The 16,366-nt window shown below is 39.5% G+C and carries 15 protein-coding genes; 5 read left to right on the forward strand and 10 right to left on the reverse strand.

Going from position 1 to position 16,366, the window contains the following annotated elements:
* Nucleotides 1–32 precede the first annotated feature (32 nt).
* Both AC07UV_RS10695 and AC07UV_RS10700 read left to right on the forward strand, forming a co-directional pair.
* Complete coding sequence (locus AC07UV_RS10695; protein WP_495183702.1) at nt 33–629, forward strand: NAD(P)H-dependent oxidoreductase; 597 nt, start codon at nt 33–35, stop codon at nt 627–629.
* A gap of 12 nt (nt 630–641) precedes the next feature.
* The gene (locus AC07UV_RS10700) at nt 642–932 is read left to right on the forward strand and encodes a putative quinol monooxygenase (protein WP_282256081.1); all 291 of its coding nucleotides are present in this window, start codon (nt 642–644) and stop codon (nt 930–932) included.
* Nucleotides 933–1,048: 116 nt separating this feature from the next.
* Here the strand turns inward: AC07UV_RS10700 and AC07UV_RS10705 are convergent, their stop codons facing one another.
* From AC07UV_RS10705 to AC07UV_RS10725, 5 genes are all read right to left on the reverse strand, one after another.
* On the reverse strand, nt 1,049–1,366 hold the full coding sequence (locus AC07UV_RS10705; protein WP_495183703.1) for a hypothetical protein: 318 nt from the start codon (nt 1,364–1,366) through the stop codon (nt 1,049–1,051).
* 175 nt (nt 1,367–1,541) lie between these two features.
* On the reverse strand, nt 1,542–2,273 hold the full coding sequence (locus AC07UV_RS10710; RefSeq protein WP_495183704.1) for a glutamine amidotransferase-related protein: 732 nt from the start codon (nt 2,271–2,273) through the stop codon (nt 1,542–1,544).
* Between the two features lie 11 nt (nt 2,274–2,284).
* Nucleotides 2,285–3,019, reverse strand: a complete 735-nt coding sequence (locus AC07UV_RS10715) for a YggS family pyridoxal phosphate-dependent enzyme (RefSeq protein WP_495183705.1) — start codon at nt 3,017–3,019, stop codon at nt 2,285–2,287.
* A 9-nt stretch (nt 3,020–3,028) separates the two neighbouring features.
* Entirely contained in the window at nt 3,029–3,526 is a 498-nt protein-coding gene (locus AC07UV_RS10720; protein ID WP_495183706.1) for a GNAT family N-acetyltransferase, read from the reverse strand.
* Between the two features lie 60 nt (nt 3,527–3,586).
* On the reverse strand, nt 3,587–4,198 hold the full coding sequence (locus AC07UV_RS10725) for an FMN-binding negative transcriptional regulator (RefSeq protein WP_495183707.1): 612 nt from the start codon (nt 4,196–4,198) through the stop codon (nt 3,587–3,589).
* Between the two features lie 152 nt (nt 4,199–4,350).
* Here AC07UV_RS10725 and AC07UV_RS10730 point away from each other — a divergent pair, with 152 nt between their 5' ends.
* Nucleotides 4,351–4,851 (forward strand): GNAT family N-acetyltransferase, encoded by a 501-nt coding sequence (locus AC07UV_RS10730; RefSeq protein WP_495183708.1) that lies wholly within the window; start codon nt 4,351–4,353, stop codon nt 4,849–4,851.
* Nucleotides 4,852–4,886: 35 nt separating this feature from the next.
* Here the strand turns inward: AC07UV_RS10730 and AC07UV_RS10735 are convergent, their stop codons facing one another.
* Nucleotides 4,887–5,768, reverse strand: coding sequence for a DMT family transporter (locus tag AC07UV_RS10735; RefSeq protein WP_495183709.1), 882 nt, complete (start codon nt 5,766–5,768; stop codon nt 4,887–4,889).
* Nucleotides 5,769–5,867: 99 nt separating this feature from the next.
* Between AC07UV_RS10735 and AC07UV_RS10740 the strand changes: the two genes are divergently transcribed.
* Nucleotides 5,868–7,322, forward strand: coding sequence for an aminotransferase-like domain-containing protein (locus AC07UV_RS10740; RefSeq protein ID WP_495183710.1), 1,455 nt, complete (start codon nt 5,868–5,870; stop codon nt 7,320–7,322).
* On the opposite strand, the gene AC07UV_RS10745 is transcribed toward AC07UV_RS10740, so the two are convergent.
* Nucleotides 7,319–9,127, reverse strand: coding sequence for a mechanosensitive ion channel family protein (locus AC07UV_RS10745; protein ID WP_495183711.1), 1,809 nt, complete (start codon nt 9,125–9,127; stop codon nt 7,319–7,321). The two genes, AC07UV_RS10740 and AC07UV_RS10745, sit on opposite strands and share 4 nt — an antisense overlap.
* Nucleotides 9,128–9,481: 354 nt before the next feature.
* Here AC07UV_RS10745 and AC07UV_RS10750 point away from each other — a divergent pair, with 354 nt between their 5' ends.
* Nucleotides 9,482–11,947, forward strand: a complete 2,466-nt coding sequence (locus tag AC07UV_RS10750) for a glutaminase family protein (protein WP_495183712.1) — start codon at nt 9,482–9,484, stop codon at nt 11,945–11,947.
* 164 nt (nt 11,948–12,111) lie between these two features.
* On the opposite strand, the gene AC07UV_RS10755 is transcribed toward AC07UV_RS10750, so the two are convergent.
* From AC07UV_RS10755 to AC07UV_RS10765, 3 genes are all read right to left on the reverse strand, one after another.
* Nucleotides 12,112–12,726: a DUF1062 domain-containing protein gene (locus AC07UV_RS10755; RefSeq protein ID WP_495183713.1), complete on the reverse strand. Its 615-nt coding sequence runs from the start codon at nt 12,724–12,726 to the stop codon at nt 12,112–12,114.
* Between the two features lie 373 nt (nt 12,727–13,099).
* The gene (locus AC07UV_RS10760) at nt 13,100–15,547 is read right to left on the reverse strand and encodes an ABC transporter permease (protein WP_495183714.1); all 2,448 of its coding nucleotides are present in this window, start codon (nt 15,545–15,547) and stop codon (nt 13,100–13,102) included.
* Between the two features lie 156 nt (nt 15,548–15,703).
* The gene (locus tag AC07UV_RS10765; RefSeq protein WP_495183715.1) at nt 15,704–16,342 is read right to left on the reverse strand and encodes a hypothetical protein; all 639 of its coding nucleotides are present in this window, start codon (nt 16,340–16,342) and stop codon (nt 15,704–15,706) included.
* Nucleotides 16,343–16,366 lie beyond the last annotated feature (24 nt).

Consider the following 16,366-nt stretch of genomic DNA (forward strand, 5'->3'; position numbering starts at 1 on the left):
AATTTGTGTTATCAATAATAAAAATAATAGAGATGAATATATTTATTATCAATGGCGGACAGGAGTTCGCACACTCAGGTGGCTCTTTTAATACCACAATTACAAATTGGACGGAGCAAACTTTGGTTAAGAATGGATTTGAAACCCGTGTGACCAATGTAAATGATGCGTTTGACGCGATGGTCGAAGCTGAAAATTTTAAATGGGCGGATATCATTGTTTATCACTTTCCAGTATGGTGGTTTCAGGTGCCTAATCGTCTAAAGCTTTATATAGATGAAGTGTTTACAGCTGGACACAATAATGGAATCTATCGGAGTGATGGCCGTTCGCGTAAGAACCCTGCAATCAATTATGGTACCGGTGGATTGATGCATGGGAAAAAGTATTTTGTAACCTCAAGTTGGAACGCGCCAGATACGGCTTTTACGATGGAAGGTGAGTTTTTTGATCAGCATTCTGTTGATGAAGGTGTTCTGTTTGGCTTCCATAAGATGAATCAATTTGCAGGACTGGAAAGTATTGGAAGTTTTCATTTCCATGATATGGAGAAAGGCGCAACGCAGGAGCGTGTGGATAACTACGAAAGGGAATATAAAGCATATTTGGAAGAGGTATTTTTATTTTGAAACTCAGTTATCATGAAGATCTATATAACGGCTATTTTAAAGGCAAATCCAGCATTTCGAAACGAGGTCATGCATACATTGCAGCGTATGGTCGAAGAGAGCCGAAAGGAAGCTGCTTGTATACAGTATGATCTGCATCAGCTGGCTGAAGATGAGAATCAGTTTATCTTTTATGAAATCTGGGAAAGCCGGACGGGACTGGATGCACATAACCAGCAACCTTATATCCTCGCATTTGGGCGAATGGTTGAGGAGAAGCTGCAAGAGACACCACAGATTTACTTAATGGAAAAAATAGCCTGATTCCATCTCGATATGGAGGACAAAATTTATAATTGGAACTGGGATCAGACGCGTTTTTATATTAAAAACTGTTGAAATCATTCGTGTTAGCGTTACGGAGTACTAGCTGTTTATTGCTATTTATTGACACGAATGATTTTATTGGTTCCTTTTTCAACGCCAATAGTAAGGAGATTCCGTTGCTTCAGACTCTCTTGTAAAAGAGATAACTGATCTTTCTGCTCGTCACCTTTGTTATCCAACCAAAAAGAAGAAGCCATCATACCAATCTGTATTCTGTAAACAGAATCTTGTTCGGGTACTGCCTGTTCAATAACCTGGTTTTCATACCAAATTAGATTTTCATCGTTCTTTTTGACCGAACATGAAAATAACAGCAGACCGAAGATTAATAGCGTGGCTGATCTTAAAAAATGCTTAAGTGTAAAATCCATCGACGTTTTGTTTGATAACTAAATCTACAGTTTTTTTTCATACCTCGTTCCTAAAATCTGCTAAATCTACTACAGATGCTGTACCTTCGGTCATTTTCAACACCGTTGTTCATGCGCTGTAATGTTGGATTGCTATCTATGGCGATGAACCGGGGTTGGATTACTGTGATCCGTTCTAAAAATTGTTTTTTGTATGTTGATATGCAACTTCCAGGTGATCGAGAAACTGAAATAACTTATTGTTCATCTCGGTGTAGTCGTAACCGCGGATTTGATCTGGAGTCTGCACGAATTTATGCTGTTTGCTTTTGCGTAGAAGATCTTTCTCTGCCTGAATCAACCGTTCGACAACTTCCGAGTTGAGTTCCATATGACATTGAAAGCCATAAACCAGATCGGTGTACTTCACGATCTGTCTTGGACAACCTGCACTGACTGCAAGAACTTGACTGTCTGCGCTAAGTCCAGGCATATCGTTATGCCAGTGACCGACAGGTAGAAATTCGCCAAAATGCCCAACTTTCGGATCTGCCAAACCGTCTTGAGTAAGTTGGATACCAAAGACGCCTATTTCTTTTTCCGGACTCGGTTCGTAGGTTGCCCCTAGGGCTTCACCGATCAATTGTGATCCTAGACAAACCCCAACAACGGCTTTTCCAGCATGTATACATTGCCTGATTAAGGCAATTTCAGCTCGCGCATCATAATAAGGATATTCTTGTTGAGAGGAATCTGGACTTTGAGGGCCTCCCATAATAACCAATAAGTCTATCATCGTGCCGTCTTGTGGTAGCGCTTCATATTGATATACCCTAGAGAAACTCGTTTTATGGTGTCGTGCTAGTGCCCATTGCAAATAGGCTCCTGGAGCTTCAAAATCTTCATGTTGTATAAAATGCACATTCATAAGCTATATTTTTAAATCAAATTCTCGTTCCAATAATAACTATCGGGGGTATTTCGTTGTCCGAATATCGCCGTTCCTACTCGTACAATAGTAGCGCCTTCGGCAATTGCTATTTCCAGATCCCCACTCATTCCCATGGATAATTCTTGCATCGATACATTCGGAATATCGAGCATAATGATTTGTTGTTGAATCTTTTTGAGCAACTGGAAACACTTGCGCACTCGTTCAGCCTCGGCACTCAGAAGACCGATCGTCATCAAGCCTTTTATGTGTAAGGTATGGAAAACCGAAATCTGTCTGACAAGATCAATGACCTGATCCGGAGCAACACCATATTTACTCTCTTCGTAAGATGTATTTACCTGAATGAGTATATCGATGGTTTTATTTTCGGCTGTGAGTCGCTGATGGAGTTTTTGGGCCAAATCCAAACGATCTACAGACTGTACGCAAGAGACATTATATTTGAGGATTTCTTTAATCTTATTGGTTTGTAGGTGCCCGATAAAATGATTGTTGTGCGGAATTTCCTGTAGCTCTTCGTACTTCTCTTTTAATTCTTGTACTTTGTTTTCAGCAATTAGGGTCTGTCCAGCCTGTAGAGCTATTTTAATTCGCTCTGCTGTTACGGTTTTTGTTGCGAGCAATAATGTTACTTCTTGTGGATCTCTGCCGTTGTTTTGGCAAGCTTCTTTGATCCGACGCCGTACAGCATTTATATTGTCGATAATAGTTGACTTCATGTTTCTGAATTAATTGTTGGTCCAATTTTTTTTCATCATAATATCGGTTTGTTCATCATCGCCCAATTTGAAAATATGTTTATCGAAGGCGACAAAGCCATTTTTTTGATAAAAACTGATCGCACGAAGATTTTCCTCCCATACCCCCAGCCAGATAAACCCGACATTTTTTAACTTGGCGATATCCAATGCTTTTTCATAAAGAAGCTGCCCTACTTTTTTTCCATGAAATTCTTGTAGTACATAGATACGTTCTATTTCCAGTGCATGCTCATGTTGTAATTCAGTTTGCGCCTTTTCACTGTTTATTTTGAGATAGCCAATGACTCTATTGTCGAGTCGCGCAAAATAAAACTCCGACCCTTGATTGCTTAATTCAGCCAATAGTGTTTCCTTCGAAAATTTTTCCGCCATGTACTTTGCCATATTAGCTGCTATATTGGCTTCGGAAAATGCCTCGATGAAGGTCTGCTGACTTATATTCTGCAATAGATCAATATCAGTCATTTTCACTTTGAGAATTTTTATGTTTATTGAATTTTTGTCCATGTGGCTGTGTGTAATAAATTAAGACTGTAAGTTTCTGATAGATTTAGCGATGCTCTTTTCGACAGAATTGCCCCCTTTTTCTAAATGTGTAGCGATACGTTCCCTTTCGACAGCAGTTTTGTTCTGACTAATCTTTTTTTGCCCCTGTAGATCCGTTACTTCCAGTTCGAAGGCGACGATACCTCGTAACATGCCCTTTTTAAAACGATCTGAGAGCCCGCGCCATTGGTCTAAATAAGCACTGTCATAGGTCTTGATCATCTGTTCAAGCACTTCTATTTTTTCGTCTTCATTATTTATAATTCGTGCTGTTCCGTAGGCATGTACAGCGATATAGTCCCAGGTTGGGACGCTTTCCTCTTTGTCATAATGCACAGGGGATATGTAGGCATGTGGTTCAGAGAAAATAACCAACGAAGTGTTTTCTACGATATACTTTGCTTGCTCATTTGTAACAGCAAAATGCGAGCTTAAAAATAGCTTATCTGCATGTTCATTGATCTGGAAGGGAAGTTGTGTCGCTATCGGGATATAGTCTTTTATGGATACAATAGTTGCAAAACTATATTGTTTCATAAATGCGATCTGTTCGGTGTAGTCTTCAAATTGAAAATGTTTGGGTACGTACATACAAAGGTGTTTTTGTGATCATAACAAAAATAGGGCTAAAGTGAAGGGAATAAATGGTCCAAATTCAATAAAGTGGATAGTCCAGTGATAATTTTAATGGGTTTAATCGAGATTGTTGGTTATATTTACCTTTGGTGATAGCAAAAGACGAAATGAGGAAAGAAAATTACGTATTGCGGCGCTTGGATCCAGCACAATGGGAAGATTATAAGAAGATTAGATTGGAAGCGTTGCATACTGATCCTGGGGTATTTGGAAGTAATTATCAGCGGGAGGCGGCTTACAGCCAGCAAGATTGGGTGGCACTACTTGAGAATGGAAATTGTGCGATATTTGGACTATACGATCAAGAGGTTATCGTAGGACTGACAGGCGTGGTGGTGGATCGTGATGATGCCTCAAATGCGATTCTGATTGCTTCTTTTGTTCGAGAACCTCATCGTGGAAAAGGACTGTCTAGATTATTTTATCAGGCGCGTATTGCATGGGCCCGCGAGAAGGGGTGTGAACATATCACCGTATCGCATCGCGCGGGGAATGAATCGTCAAGGGCAGCAAATCAAGCCTTTAATTTTACCTATACGCATTCTCGTGAGGTTGAATGGCCGGACGGTACTGTCGCTGCCGAACTGATGTATGTGTTGTTTTTATAATGGTCAGCTAACAAGGCCTGTTTTATTTTACCTTGTTAGCTGGCAAATTTTTTAGCACCACCCACGCTGAGTATGACGCCAATGGTAACGAATAGCATGCCGATATTTACTTCTTCGTGAAGTAAGCTGGCAGCTAAGATTAGACCAAAGAAAGGTTGAAGTAGCTGTAGCTGTCCAATAGAAGCGATTCCTCCCTGGGCTAATCCTTTATACCAAAAGATAAAACCGATAAACATGCTAAAGAGGGAAACGTAAGCAAGACTTATCCAGGCTCCGATGCTTACATGCGCTACCGTGGTTGGAAGAAAAATATAAGTCAAGGGCAGAGCTACTGGTAATGAAAATACCAATGCCCAGGAAATTACCTGCCAGCCTCCCATTGTCTTTGAAAGCTTGCCCCCTTCGGCATACCCCAGTCCACAAAGAATAACAGATAATAGCATGAGTATATCGCCAATAGGAGAGGAAGCTATACCTTGTTTGAGGGCATATCCAACAACCAAAAGACTGCCAAATATCGAAAAGATCCAGAATACTGGCCGGGGGCGCTCGCCACCACGAATGATACCAAAAACAGCAGTTGATACGGGAAGTATACCTACAAAGACAATGGAATGTGCGGAAGTCACATAGCGTAGGGCCAAGGCGCTCAATAAGGGGAAACCAATGACAACGCCTAAAGCCACAATACCAAGGGATAAGAACTGTGTTTTTTGAGGGAATTTTTCCTTGTTGATCAATAATACGATAAGGGCGAGCAAACCTGCAATGGAAGCGCGGGCTACTGTCACAAAGAATGGATCTAAATCTAAGACCGCGATCCGTGTTGCAGGCAATGATCCACTAAATATAATGACGCCCAGTAAACCGTTTAGCCAGCCATTTGATGATTCCGTTACTTTTGTATTGATGCGCATTGTCAGATTATCTAAATTTTGATACAAATCTCGTGAATAGTTAAGGTTGAGTACAGTTACAGTTTTTGTTTAATTGATGGATACAGTTATATTTACAAAATGGGAAAAGACTTTCTATATAGTGTTTTGGCTCAAAATATAGCGAGTAAAATAAAAAATGGTGTTCTCAGGCCCAATGAACGGCTGCCATCAGTGCGTATGTTGAGCAAAGAACATGGTATCAGTATGAATACAGCTAAGCGGGTATTCCTCGCTTTGGAAGCGCAATCACTAATTTATTCGATACCGCAGTCAGGGTATTTTGTTAACGCATTGAATCAGCATAAATTGCAACTACCCGAAACAGGTCAAATAAAGCTTATGGCGGATAGTGTTGAGCCCAATGAGCTGATCAGTAGCGTGTACGCGAATATGGGGCGTAAAGACCTCACCTTGTTTTCCATCGGTGTTCCTTCAGGGGATTTACTGCCTTTGGCGAAATTAAAAAAGGAAATCGTACTTGCAACCCGAGAATTAGATGCTGCTGGCGCTGAATATGAACCTTTACAGGGGAATTTGAAATTGCGTAGGATGGTAGCGGCCCGTTCCTTGGGCTGGGATGGTCGATTGACAGCGGATGATGTCATTACAACGAATGGTTGTATGCATGCTTTGTCGCTCTGTCTGATGGCATTGACCAAGCCGGGAGATACGATTGCGTTGGAGAGTCCCTGCTACCCCGGTATTTTGCAGTTGGTTCTGAGTTTGGGATTAAAGGTTATTGAATTGACTTGCAATCCAATGTCGGGGATTGATATCCTTGCGCTTGAACGCTTACTGCCCGAGATCAATGTTTGTCTGCTTGTGCCCAATTTCAATACCCCATTGGGCTATTGTATGCCCGATAAAAATAAAATGGAAGTGGTCAGGTTACTTGCTAAGCACGCTGTTCCACTGATTGAGGATGATACTTATGGCGATATCTATTTTGGTAACGAACGACCCAAATGTTGTAAAACCTTTGACGAAGATGGCAATGTGTTATGGTGTGGCTCGGTCTCAAAAACATTGGCCCCGGGCTACCGGGTGGGGTGGGTTGCTGCTGGGAAATACAAGGATCAGATTCTCCGCTTAAAATTAATTCATGCCTTGTCGTCTACAACATTAATTCACGAGGCAGTGGGTAATTTTTTAATGACTGGAAGATATGATCATCATCTCTATCATCTTCGGAAAACATTGCAAGAAAACTATCAACGGTTTTCCAATGTGATCGCTGAGTCTTTTCCGGAAGGAACGCGGATCAGCAGACCCCAGGGCGGGCTAGCGCTCTGGGTCGAATTGCCAAAAAGTATTGACACGACAAAGCTTTACAACTACGGATTAAAAAAGAACATGAGTATTGCACCGGGGAGAATGTTCACCCTGCAAAATCAATTTCAAAATTGTATGCGTCTCTGCTTAGGGCTACCCTGGACGGATGAACTACGTTTTGCGCTGGTACAGTTGGGTAATCTAGCCAAAATGATGCTACATGCCAATAAAACTGATCCAGAGATAGATCACATACCTTAATACGATGTATCCGTGTTTTTATGCTGGTATTGTGGTACATGATCCACTTTTGCAAATAGGTGTGGGCCATTCATTTCAATACCTGCAGCTAGGAAGTCATTGAGAATATGTTGATAAATTTCGGATTTAGCCAGCTCAATTTCACCTGATTTGGAAATATAAACATTCAGCTCGTAGAGGACATAAAAGTCGTCTAGTTTTTTTTGTAAGACAAATGGTGCCGGAAGTTGATTGACCCGTGCTATTCGTGATGGAATATTTAAGAGCAATTCGTGTATCCGTTGCCAAGGTTCTTCATAGCCTACTGTGAGTTCAACCTGAAAACATATTCCTTCTTCTGAAAAGGTAGAATAATTAACCGTATTGCCCGATAGGATGGAGGAATTCGGAATGGTGATTTCCTCATTTTTAATCGTCCTTAGCCGGGTTACTAAGGGTGATTTTTCAATGACAACACCTGTCTTATCCGCAATTGTGATTCGGTCACCGATGCGAAAAGGCCGCATATAGGTAATGACAAGACCTGCAATAATATTGGAAATGGCGGAGGATGATCCCAGGGAAAATAGCACCCCGATAAAAACAGATATTCCTTTGAAGATGTCTGAATTGGCACCAGGGAGATAAGGGAATACAAGTACCAATGTAAAGGCCTGTAATAGAAACCGGACAATGGTAAATGTAGGCATAGCAAACTCCCGGTGAAAGCCATTGACCTCTAATTTACCTTTATCAATCTCGTTAAAAATATATTTTACAAACCTTACCGCATAACGCATGACAAATAGAATGACAAAAACAGTGATCAGATTTGGAATATAATCCCAAATGGCGAAGACCGCTTTTTTCAGGGGTTTGGTAAAAAGTCCGATCAGATTGGATGCCCAGCTTTGCGTAAAGGGAAAGACGCTGAAAACAATGGGAAGCATAATGAAAGCGATTAACACAATCAGTCCCCAACGCGCAATATTGATTGTGCTAATGAAAATACGGGTTTTCTGAACGGAGGTGAGGAATACATAATTTTTGATCTTAACGTCTTTGATCCGCTCTGTACGTTCGGTCAATAGGCGATTAGTGCCATATTTTTTTAGTCTATTGATAAAATACACCAAAATCGAAAAGACCACAAGGATTAGGAGGACAAGTCCTGTACGGATCAGCACTTTGGTAATGCTATTGTCTGCTCTTTCCTGACTGATGGCCTGTTGGATACGTTTGAGGTATTGGTTGGCAATCTCTTCTTTACTTTTACCCTCCAGTAGGGCGTCAAGTTCTGTGATGGAAGTAATGATCAGATCTTTGTAAACAATATCGGCGCTGATTTCGTTGTTTTCGATTTTGAAGGAATCTACTTTTACAAAATCATCTTCATAGAGATTCTCAATTCTGTTGACCACATTGTAGGCGCGATCTTTGGCCAGGGATGACCCTAATTTGTTGTAGATATAAAAAAGGGTGTCATTAAATGGTGCGACGGCATAACGCTTGGTGTTTTTTTTGATCGAGTCGACTTTGATTTTTAACTGTTGCTTGCGCAGGTTGTTTTCTTCGTCAAAATTATTGAGCTGTTGTTTTAAATTTTCTTTCTTGGGACTATTCTGACTTTTGAGACTGGCGATTTCATGCTGTAGTTTCTGACGTTCGAGTGAATCGTTGATCTGTTGTTGTCGGATATCATTTAACAAGGTGCTTAAACCAAGTTCTTTTTTATTGATTGAATCGTTTTCTTGCGCATATAGCCCAACGATTGTTGAACAAAAGCATAGTATAATCGTAAAGAAAAAAATATAAAATCTTCTCATATTCTCCAAGGTAAAATTGATACCAATCACTCAGCGTAACCAATCTGATCCTGATCGGATAGCCAAAGATAATAATGTTTTTTGTGGAACCCAGTTATCGGATGTTCCAATCTTTTTCGATTACCTTTTTTATCCGCTAATCTTTTTGGGGACCAGCAGCAATATGATATAAATTGCATATAAAATGATACGAAGAGGCTGCTGAATGTCAGTTATTCCAACGTTATTTGTTGTGAAGCTCATGTTTATTTTTAACGCATTTTTAATGATTCATTTTTTTATGCCTGAAAAACAGCTACGTCGCTAATTTTATCAAAATATATGATCAAACCCTTTAAAAAATCTATTTTTAAGATGAACAAACTCGGAAAAGTGAGTATTTGTTGCTTGTTAGCTTGTATATCGAGCTTTTTTGATGCACAGGCGCAACAAAGAAAAGCGCCAGCTTACCCATTGATTACCCACAATCCAAACTTTAGTATCTGGTCGATGACGGATCAGCTGAATGCATCGACCACCAAACATTGGACCGAAGCGGATCATTCACTCTTGGGACTGATTAATGTCGACGGCAATATTTATCGTTTTCTTGGTAAGGAGGAACCCAATTATAAAACGATTCTTCCCACTGCGGAAGATCAGTCTTTTACAGTACAATATACGGAGTCTAAACCCAAAGGAGAGTGGCAGTCCTCTTCTTATAAAGCCAGTGACTGGAAATCAGGTGCTGCTCCTCTAGGAGATGATCAAAAACATGTCAAGACTTTGTGGAAATCGGATGATATCTGGGTACGTCGTGCATTTAATGTGACCGACCCCCAAGGCATCAACGAACTCTTCTTAAAATTGAATCATGATGATAATGTCGTAGTGTTTTTAAATGGGAAAAAGGTTTATGAAAAGGCGGGTTGGACAAACAGCTTCCAATACTTGCCGATAAATAAGTCGGACCTAAAGGCGGGTCAAAATCAGATCGCTATTCATCTGCGCAATACTGCCGGAGGCCGTTTTCTTGATTTTGGCCTAGTAGATAGACTCAAAGAGGGGGGACCTAAAATACAAACTGCCATACAGAAAGATGTGGAAATAACAGCCACACGTACCATATATAACTTCCAGGCAGGCAAAGTCGATCTGAAGCTTACATTTACATCGCCGCTATTGATGGATGATCTTAATCTATTGGCTCGTCCTGTGTCTTATATTACCTATCAGGTAAAAGCAAATGATGGAAAGCAACATGCTGTAAAAGTCTTTTTAAGTGCGGCATCCAACATTGCGGTCTATAAATCATCACAAGAGGTCGTTGCTGAAAAATATGAGACTGACAAATTAGCTGTTTTGAAAGCAGGAACAGTCGAACAACCTATGTTGCAAAAAGGAGCCGATGATATGCGTATTGACTGGGGCTATTTTTATGTTGCCTCACTCAAAAAAGATCAGTCGCAGCAGTTTGTAAGTCCAATGGCAACGGCTGTGGATGACTTTAGAAAAGGGAATACAAAGTCAAAAAGTACAAGGGGGACAGCATTATCATTGAATACAATCATTCCTTTTGGGACAGTGGGCGACAAGGAAGTCGAACGTTTTGTTGAACTTGGCTATGATGAGATTTATGCTATCCAATATTTCAAAAAAGATCTGCGGCCTTGGTGGAATAATTCTGGTAAGGAAACCATTGAAAATCAGCTTACCTTAGCAGCTAATGAATATCGTTCAGTAATGGACAGATGTGTTGCTTTCGACAAACAGGTCTACACGGATGCGCTAAAATCTGGCGGAAAGGAATATGCACATTTAACAACACTGGCCTATCGTCAGAGTATTGCTGCACATACCTTGGTGAAAAGTCCACAGGATGAATTGCTCTGGTTGTCCAAAGAGAACAACAGTGGTGGTTTTATTAATACTGTCGATGTCACTTATCCATCGGCGCCTTTATACTTGATCTATAATCCGGAATTGTTGAAAGGCATGTTGACTGGTATCTTTTACTTTAGTGAAAGTGGCAAATATCCTCACCCTTGGGCGGCGCATGATCTAGGTACATACCCATTGGCCAATGGACAGACTTATGGCGAGCCAATGCCTGTCGAAGAGTCTGGAAATATGATTATTTTGACAGCTGCGATTTCAAAAGTACAGGGGGATGTAAGCTATGCACGTAAGCACTGGAAGACGCTCACCACTTGGGTAGACTATCTTGTAAAGGATGGTTTTGATCCTAAAACGCAATTATGTACAGATGATTTTGCGGGCCATCTTGCCCGTAACGTAAACTTATCGGTAAAGGCTATTGTAGGGATTGCCTGTTATGCGCAAATGGCTGAAGCTATCGGTGAAACTGAAACGGCGAAGAAATATCGTGCCATCGCGGAGGAGATGGTGCCAAAATGGATGGAAATGGCAGATGCCGGAGACCATTACGCGCTGACATTTGACGATAAAAACACCTGGAGCCAAAAATATAATCTGATTTGGGACAAGGTGCTGGGACTAAATCTATTTCCACAGAAAGTCTACAACACGGAGATCAAGTATTACCTTACCAAACAAAGTAGATTTGGAATTCCATTGGATAGCCGAAAAGCATATACCAAAAACGACTGGATTTTGTGGACTGCAACGTTCGCACCAACTAGAGAAGAATTCGAAGCTTTGGTGCATCCCGTTTACAACCACGCGATCCAAACAGAATCACGTGTTCCACTAAATGATTTTTACGATGCGAATACAGGGATACGTGAGAATTTTAAGGCGCGTAGTGTTGTAGGTGGTTTTTATATGAAGATGCTATCGGATAAACTTCAGCAAAAATAGATAATGAATACTTATAAAAAGTACTTCATTTTATATATGACAAATTAAGGGAACCAACGGTTCCCTTAATTTGTCATAGACTACGGCTCTCTAAAAAAAAAAACTAGAAATTGAGGCTATTTTTTTAGATAATCAACGATCAGATCAATCCATTACCGTATACTTTAGGGCTTTTTACACAGTACACTTTTAAGTTTTTTACAATCAATTTCAATGCGATCTTTGTCTTTTATCTTATGCTTTTTCTGTAAGTATTTTCGAGTTACCGTAATTGCTTCTTGCATGATTAGTTGATCGAGCTGCCTTGAGGAAAGGTTGAGACAGGTACGAATGAGGGATGATAACCTAAGTTGAAAGTCAAAGGGATAGTCAACCTCGAATGTTAAGATCATTTCATTCAAAGACAGCAATTCATCGCTTGAAATCTGGTCATATTGTAAAGCATAGGTTACTGTAGCTAAATCGGCATCAACCTTGTTTTTTCTTCTCATTTCTTCGGAAAATGCATATTTCCAAGCCAGTTCTGTATCGTTATTTTGAAATTTGTTGAACAATATACTGTCTATTGTAGTCGGTCTAGTACGTGAAAATATGGTCAAATTGTATGTGCTATCGCATTTAACACATCGATAAATCAACCATACGTCAACGTTTTTTTTCTGTGCATTTATTCTGAATTTTTCACTGCAATAAAATTGTTTACTATCGCAGTGGCTACATGATTTCTTTAATAGTGGTGTATTGTTTGGACTGACAGCCCATGTATATTCCTGTTGCATTATTTATAGTCGTGCTTAATATTCTTTGTTAATTTTTTTGAAATTATTCACGATGTTTCTGCTATCACAACACGAGGGTATCGATAGCTTGCATAACAAAAAGGAAATATTTGCTACAGCGGTAAGGTGAATAATAAAATCAAATGAAAACCTGTTTGGATAGGATTACCCAAATAAAAGAATGATTAGCCTGTGGTTTGTGAGGCTAATTAAGCAACTATAAATTTAAGAATTGTATTCAAAACGTAATCGTTTGGTCTAAATGCTAAGTTAAGTAATTTAATTGAAATTACTAAGAGAGGTTTTGTAATAACAACATTTCACCGACAGCAATGTAATATGCCATGTGTCGATGAAATGTATGAACGGGAAATTATTCGTCTTTTAAGCTATTGACCGGATTTATTCGTCCTATTTTTAGCGCATGGTAAAAGATGGTTCCAAATGCTATTAACATGCTCGAGATTCCCGCAAGTATAAATGTCCAAACCTGGATACTGATTCTGTAGTTGAAGTCCTGTAGCCAAGTGTTCATTGCCCACCAGCCAATAGGGCAGGCGATTAGAATGGCGATGAAAATAAGTTTTATAAAATCAACGGATAACAATTTTATAATTCCTAACAAACTGGCTCCAAGCACCTTCCGGATGCCGATCTCTTTTGTCCGTTGCTGGGTCACAAATGCGGCAAGTCCAAATAAGCCCAAACAGGCAATAAATATAGCTAACCCTGCAAAAGTTGAGACAATAACCTGAGTCCGTTGTACATCTGCATATAACATGGCAAATCCTTCATCCAAGAAGGTGTATTGGATCTTTTGATTTGGAGAGAATTTATTCCAAACGTTCGTAATTTTCTGAATACTTTGTTCCATTTTGTCTGATTTAAGTCTAATGGACATCATATTCGGACTACCACCAATAACCAATGCCAGCGGTTTAACATCTTCATTACGCATGTTTCCAAAGATAAAATCTTCGACCACAGCAATGATTGTATAAGTTGCATAATTTCGAATTTTTGCACCAATTGGATTCTTGATGTTCAACTCTTTTACCATCTTCTGATTGACTATTATCGCCGCGGAATCTGTTGGCATGTTCATGTTGAAATTACGGCCTTCGAGGATTTTGATCCCGAAGGTGGAGATATAATCATCATCAACAATCCAGTTCTGACCGCCTACACCCACGTCTTGATTTTGTCTACCATCGTTCCAAAATGAATTTCCGTTACGTTTTACGCCATCCATCGTAACTGGTAGGTAATCGCCTATAGAAACAGAAGCCACACTGGACAGTTCCTTTAATTCGTTTTTTAATAACCTTTGCTTTCCATCCAAAGTGCCCGTTCCTCTTAATATGAGCACTTGCTCTTTATTGAATCCTAGGTCTCTATTTAAAATATATTTTATTTGTTGGTTGATGACCAAGGTGCCAATGATCAGGATGATAGATGTTGCAAACTGGAAGATAACAAGTCCATTTCGAAACCAGTTGCGGCTAGATTTTAAATTTACGTTTCCTTTTAATACAGCAATCGGCTTAAATTTAGAAAGATACATCGCAGGATAAATTCCAGATACAATAGCTATCAATAAACCGAAGATGAAAAGGGTGGGGATGAAATACCAGGTCGTCCAAGGAAAAACTAAGGATTTGCCGGCAATCTGATTGAAAAAGGGAAGTAAAAGCACAGCGAAAAATAAGGCAAATGCGATCGAGATTCCACTGTATAAAAAAGACTCCGTCATGAACTGTATAATGAGGGCCTTTCGACCGGAACCAATTGTCTTTCGGACACCAACTTCTTTTGCACGTGTAGCAGCATTGGCAGTGGACAGATTGATAAAATTGATCATTGCGATAATCAATATAAATGTCGCTATTCCACCAAAAATATAGACCAATCGAATATCACCACGATTTTGACTTTCAATTTTATGAGTCTGGACATCATTGGAATATAGATGAATCTTTTCCAAAGGCTGTAAGGTCATTCTTGCAGTATTCCAAATCTCTTCATTGACTGTCATACCTGCTTTAATCATAGCGGGTTTATAATGATCCTGAATGTAGGATTTTGTGATTTTCTTTTCCAATTGTTGAATATCGGTGCCCTCTCTGACTTTAAAATAGGTCGTATAGTTGGAGGCCAGCCAATTTAATTTTTCACCTTCATAAGGTTCATGACCACTTAATGTCATAAAGAAATCAAATCCATATAGATTGGAGTTTGTGGGAATATCGTCAATGACTGCTGTAATGGAATACTCATTTGATTTCTCATTATTTAAATAAATGCGTTTTCCGATCGGATTTCCTTTAAATAGTTTTGCTGCTTTCCGCTTGGTGATTACAATAGTCTTTGGATTGTCGAGCGCATGGCTTAATGAACCGAATATTGTTTTGGTTGGGAAGAAATCCATGATCGCTTGATCCGCAAAACAGAAACCTTCTTCTGAAAATAGTTCGGCATTCCCAGTTGTGGCGACTTGATTGGTTCCAGCACCAAAAAGAGGGTTTGTTAATAATCTTCCGGAGGCAATAATTTCTGGAAATTCTTCTTTTAAAGTAGCGCCCGCTGGAGCAGGTAACGATAATCCTTTTAGAACAGTATTGTCTTTATTGATTACGCCTACTACCCTGAAAAGTAGGTTGGAATCTTTGTGAAATTTATCATAGCTCAACTCATGCTTTACGTACAAAACAATAAGCATACAGATTGCTATGCTAAAAGCAAATCCGCCTATTTTTATTAATGAGAAGAAGCGCTGACTTTTTAAACTTCTCCAAGCAGTTTTTATGTAGATTTTTAACATAGCGGTATCAATTATCAATAGATGACTATTTTATGTTAAAATAGAATTGCAATTGATTTGCCATTGTTTTAGTTGTTTGATTTTTAGTTGTTTATGTTTTGGCGTTGTGCGGAGGGACTGTTCGTATTCGAACATTTCTTGTTCAGATGCGGACAATTACACACTGCAATCGGCGCTGGCAAAATCTATCATTGTTAGCCACCATTGTGTGTCAATTTTGGTAATATAAAAAATAAAAGTGCCTGTGTCGCTGTTGACAATAATGCGTCGACTCTGATTTTCAATACGCTTTACCTGGCTATAGAGATGGTCTAGTTCTTGCGCTTTATTCGACGTAATTTCTTCACCGATAATGACTGAATAGTGTGTTCTATAAAAAATAATAGATTCTGATAAGGGATGGTATTTACCTTTATTTGCGACAAATACGCCTTTTTTGTAGATTGTTTCGCACTCGAAAAAAGGTCGATCGCTATACGTTATATTTTTTGATTTTGGGATTGAGATCTGATCCTGTGCCAGAAAGTCTTGGTAAGGGTTGTTGATCGAACAATCTGTATGGTGATTAAAAGAAATTTTTGATGTATGTGTCCAACGATTATTGACTCCCAAAGTGGTGATGAAATAGAAACCAAGCTCTTTGTTAAGAAGTGCATTAAACGCGAGACTGTCTTTGTTGTTATATGAATGAATCACTTGATCTACGATCTGTTCGACCGTACGCTGCTGTCCATAGGCAACGATATGGGTGAAACATGATATAACTAATATAATAACTCGTCTCAGGATACGCATGGTCGATCACTGTTTTTTATTCAT

This window comes from Sphingobacterium sp. GW821-FHT03E03 (assembly GCF_059420745.1).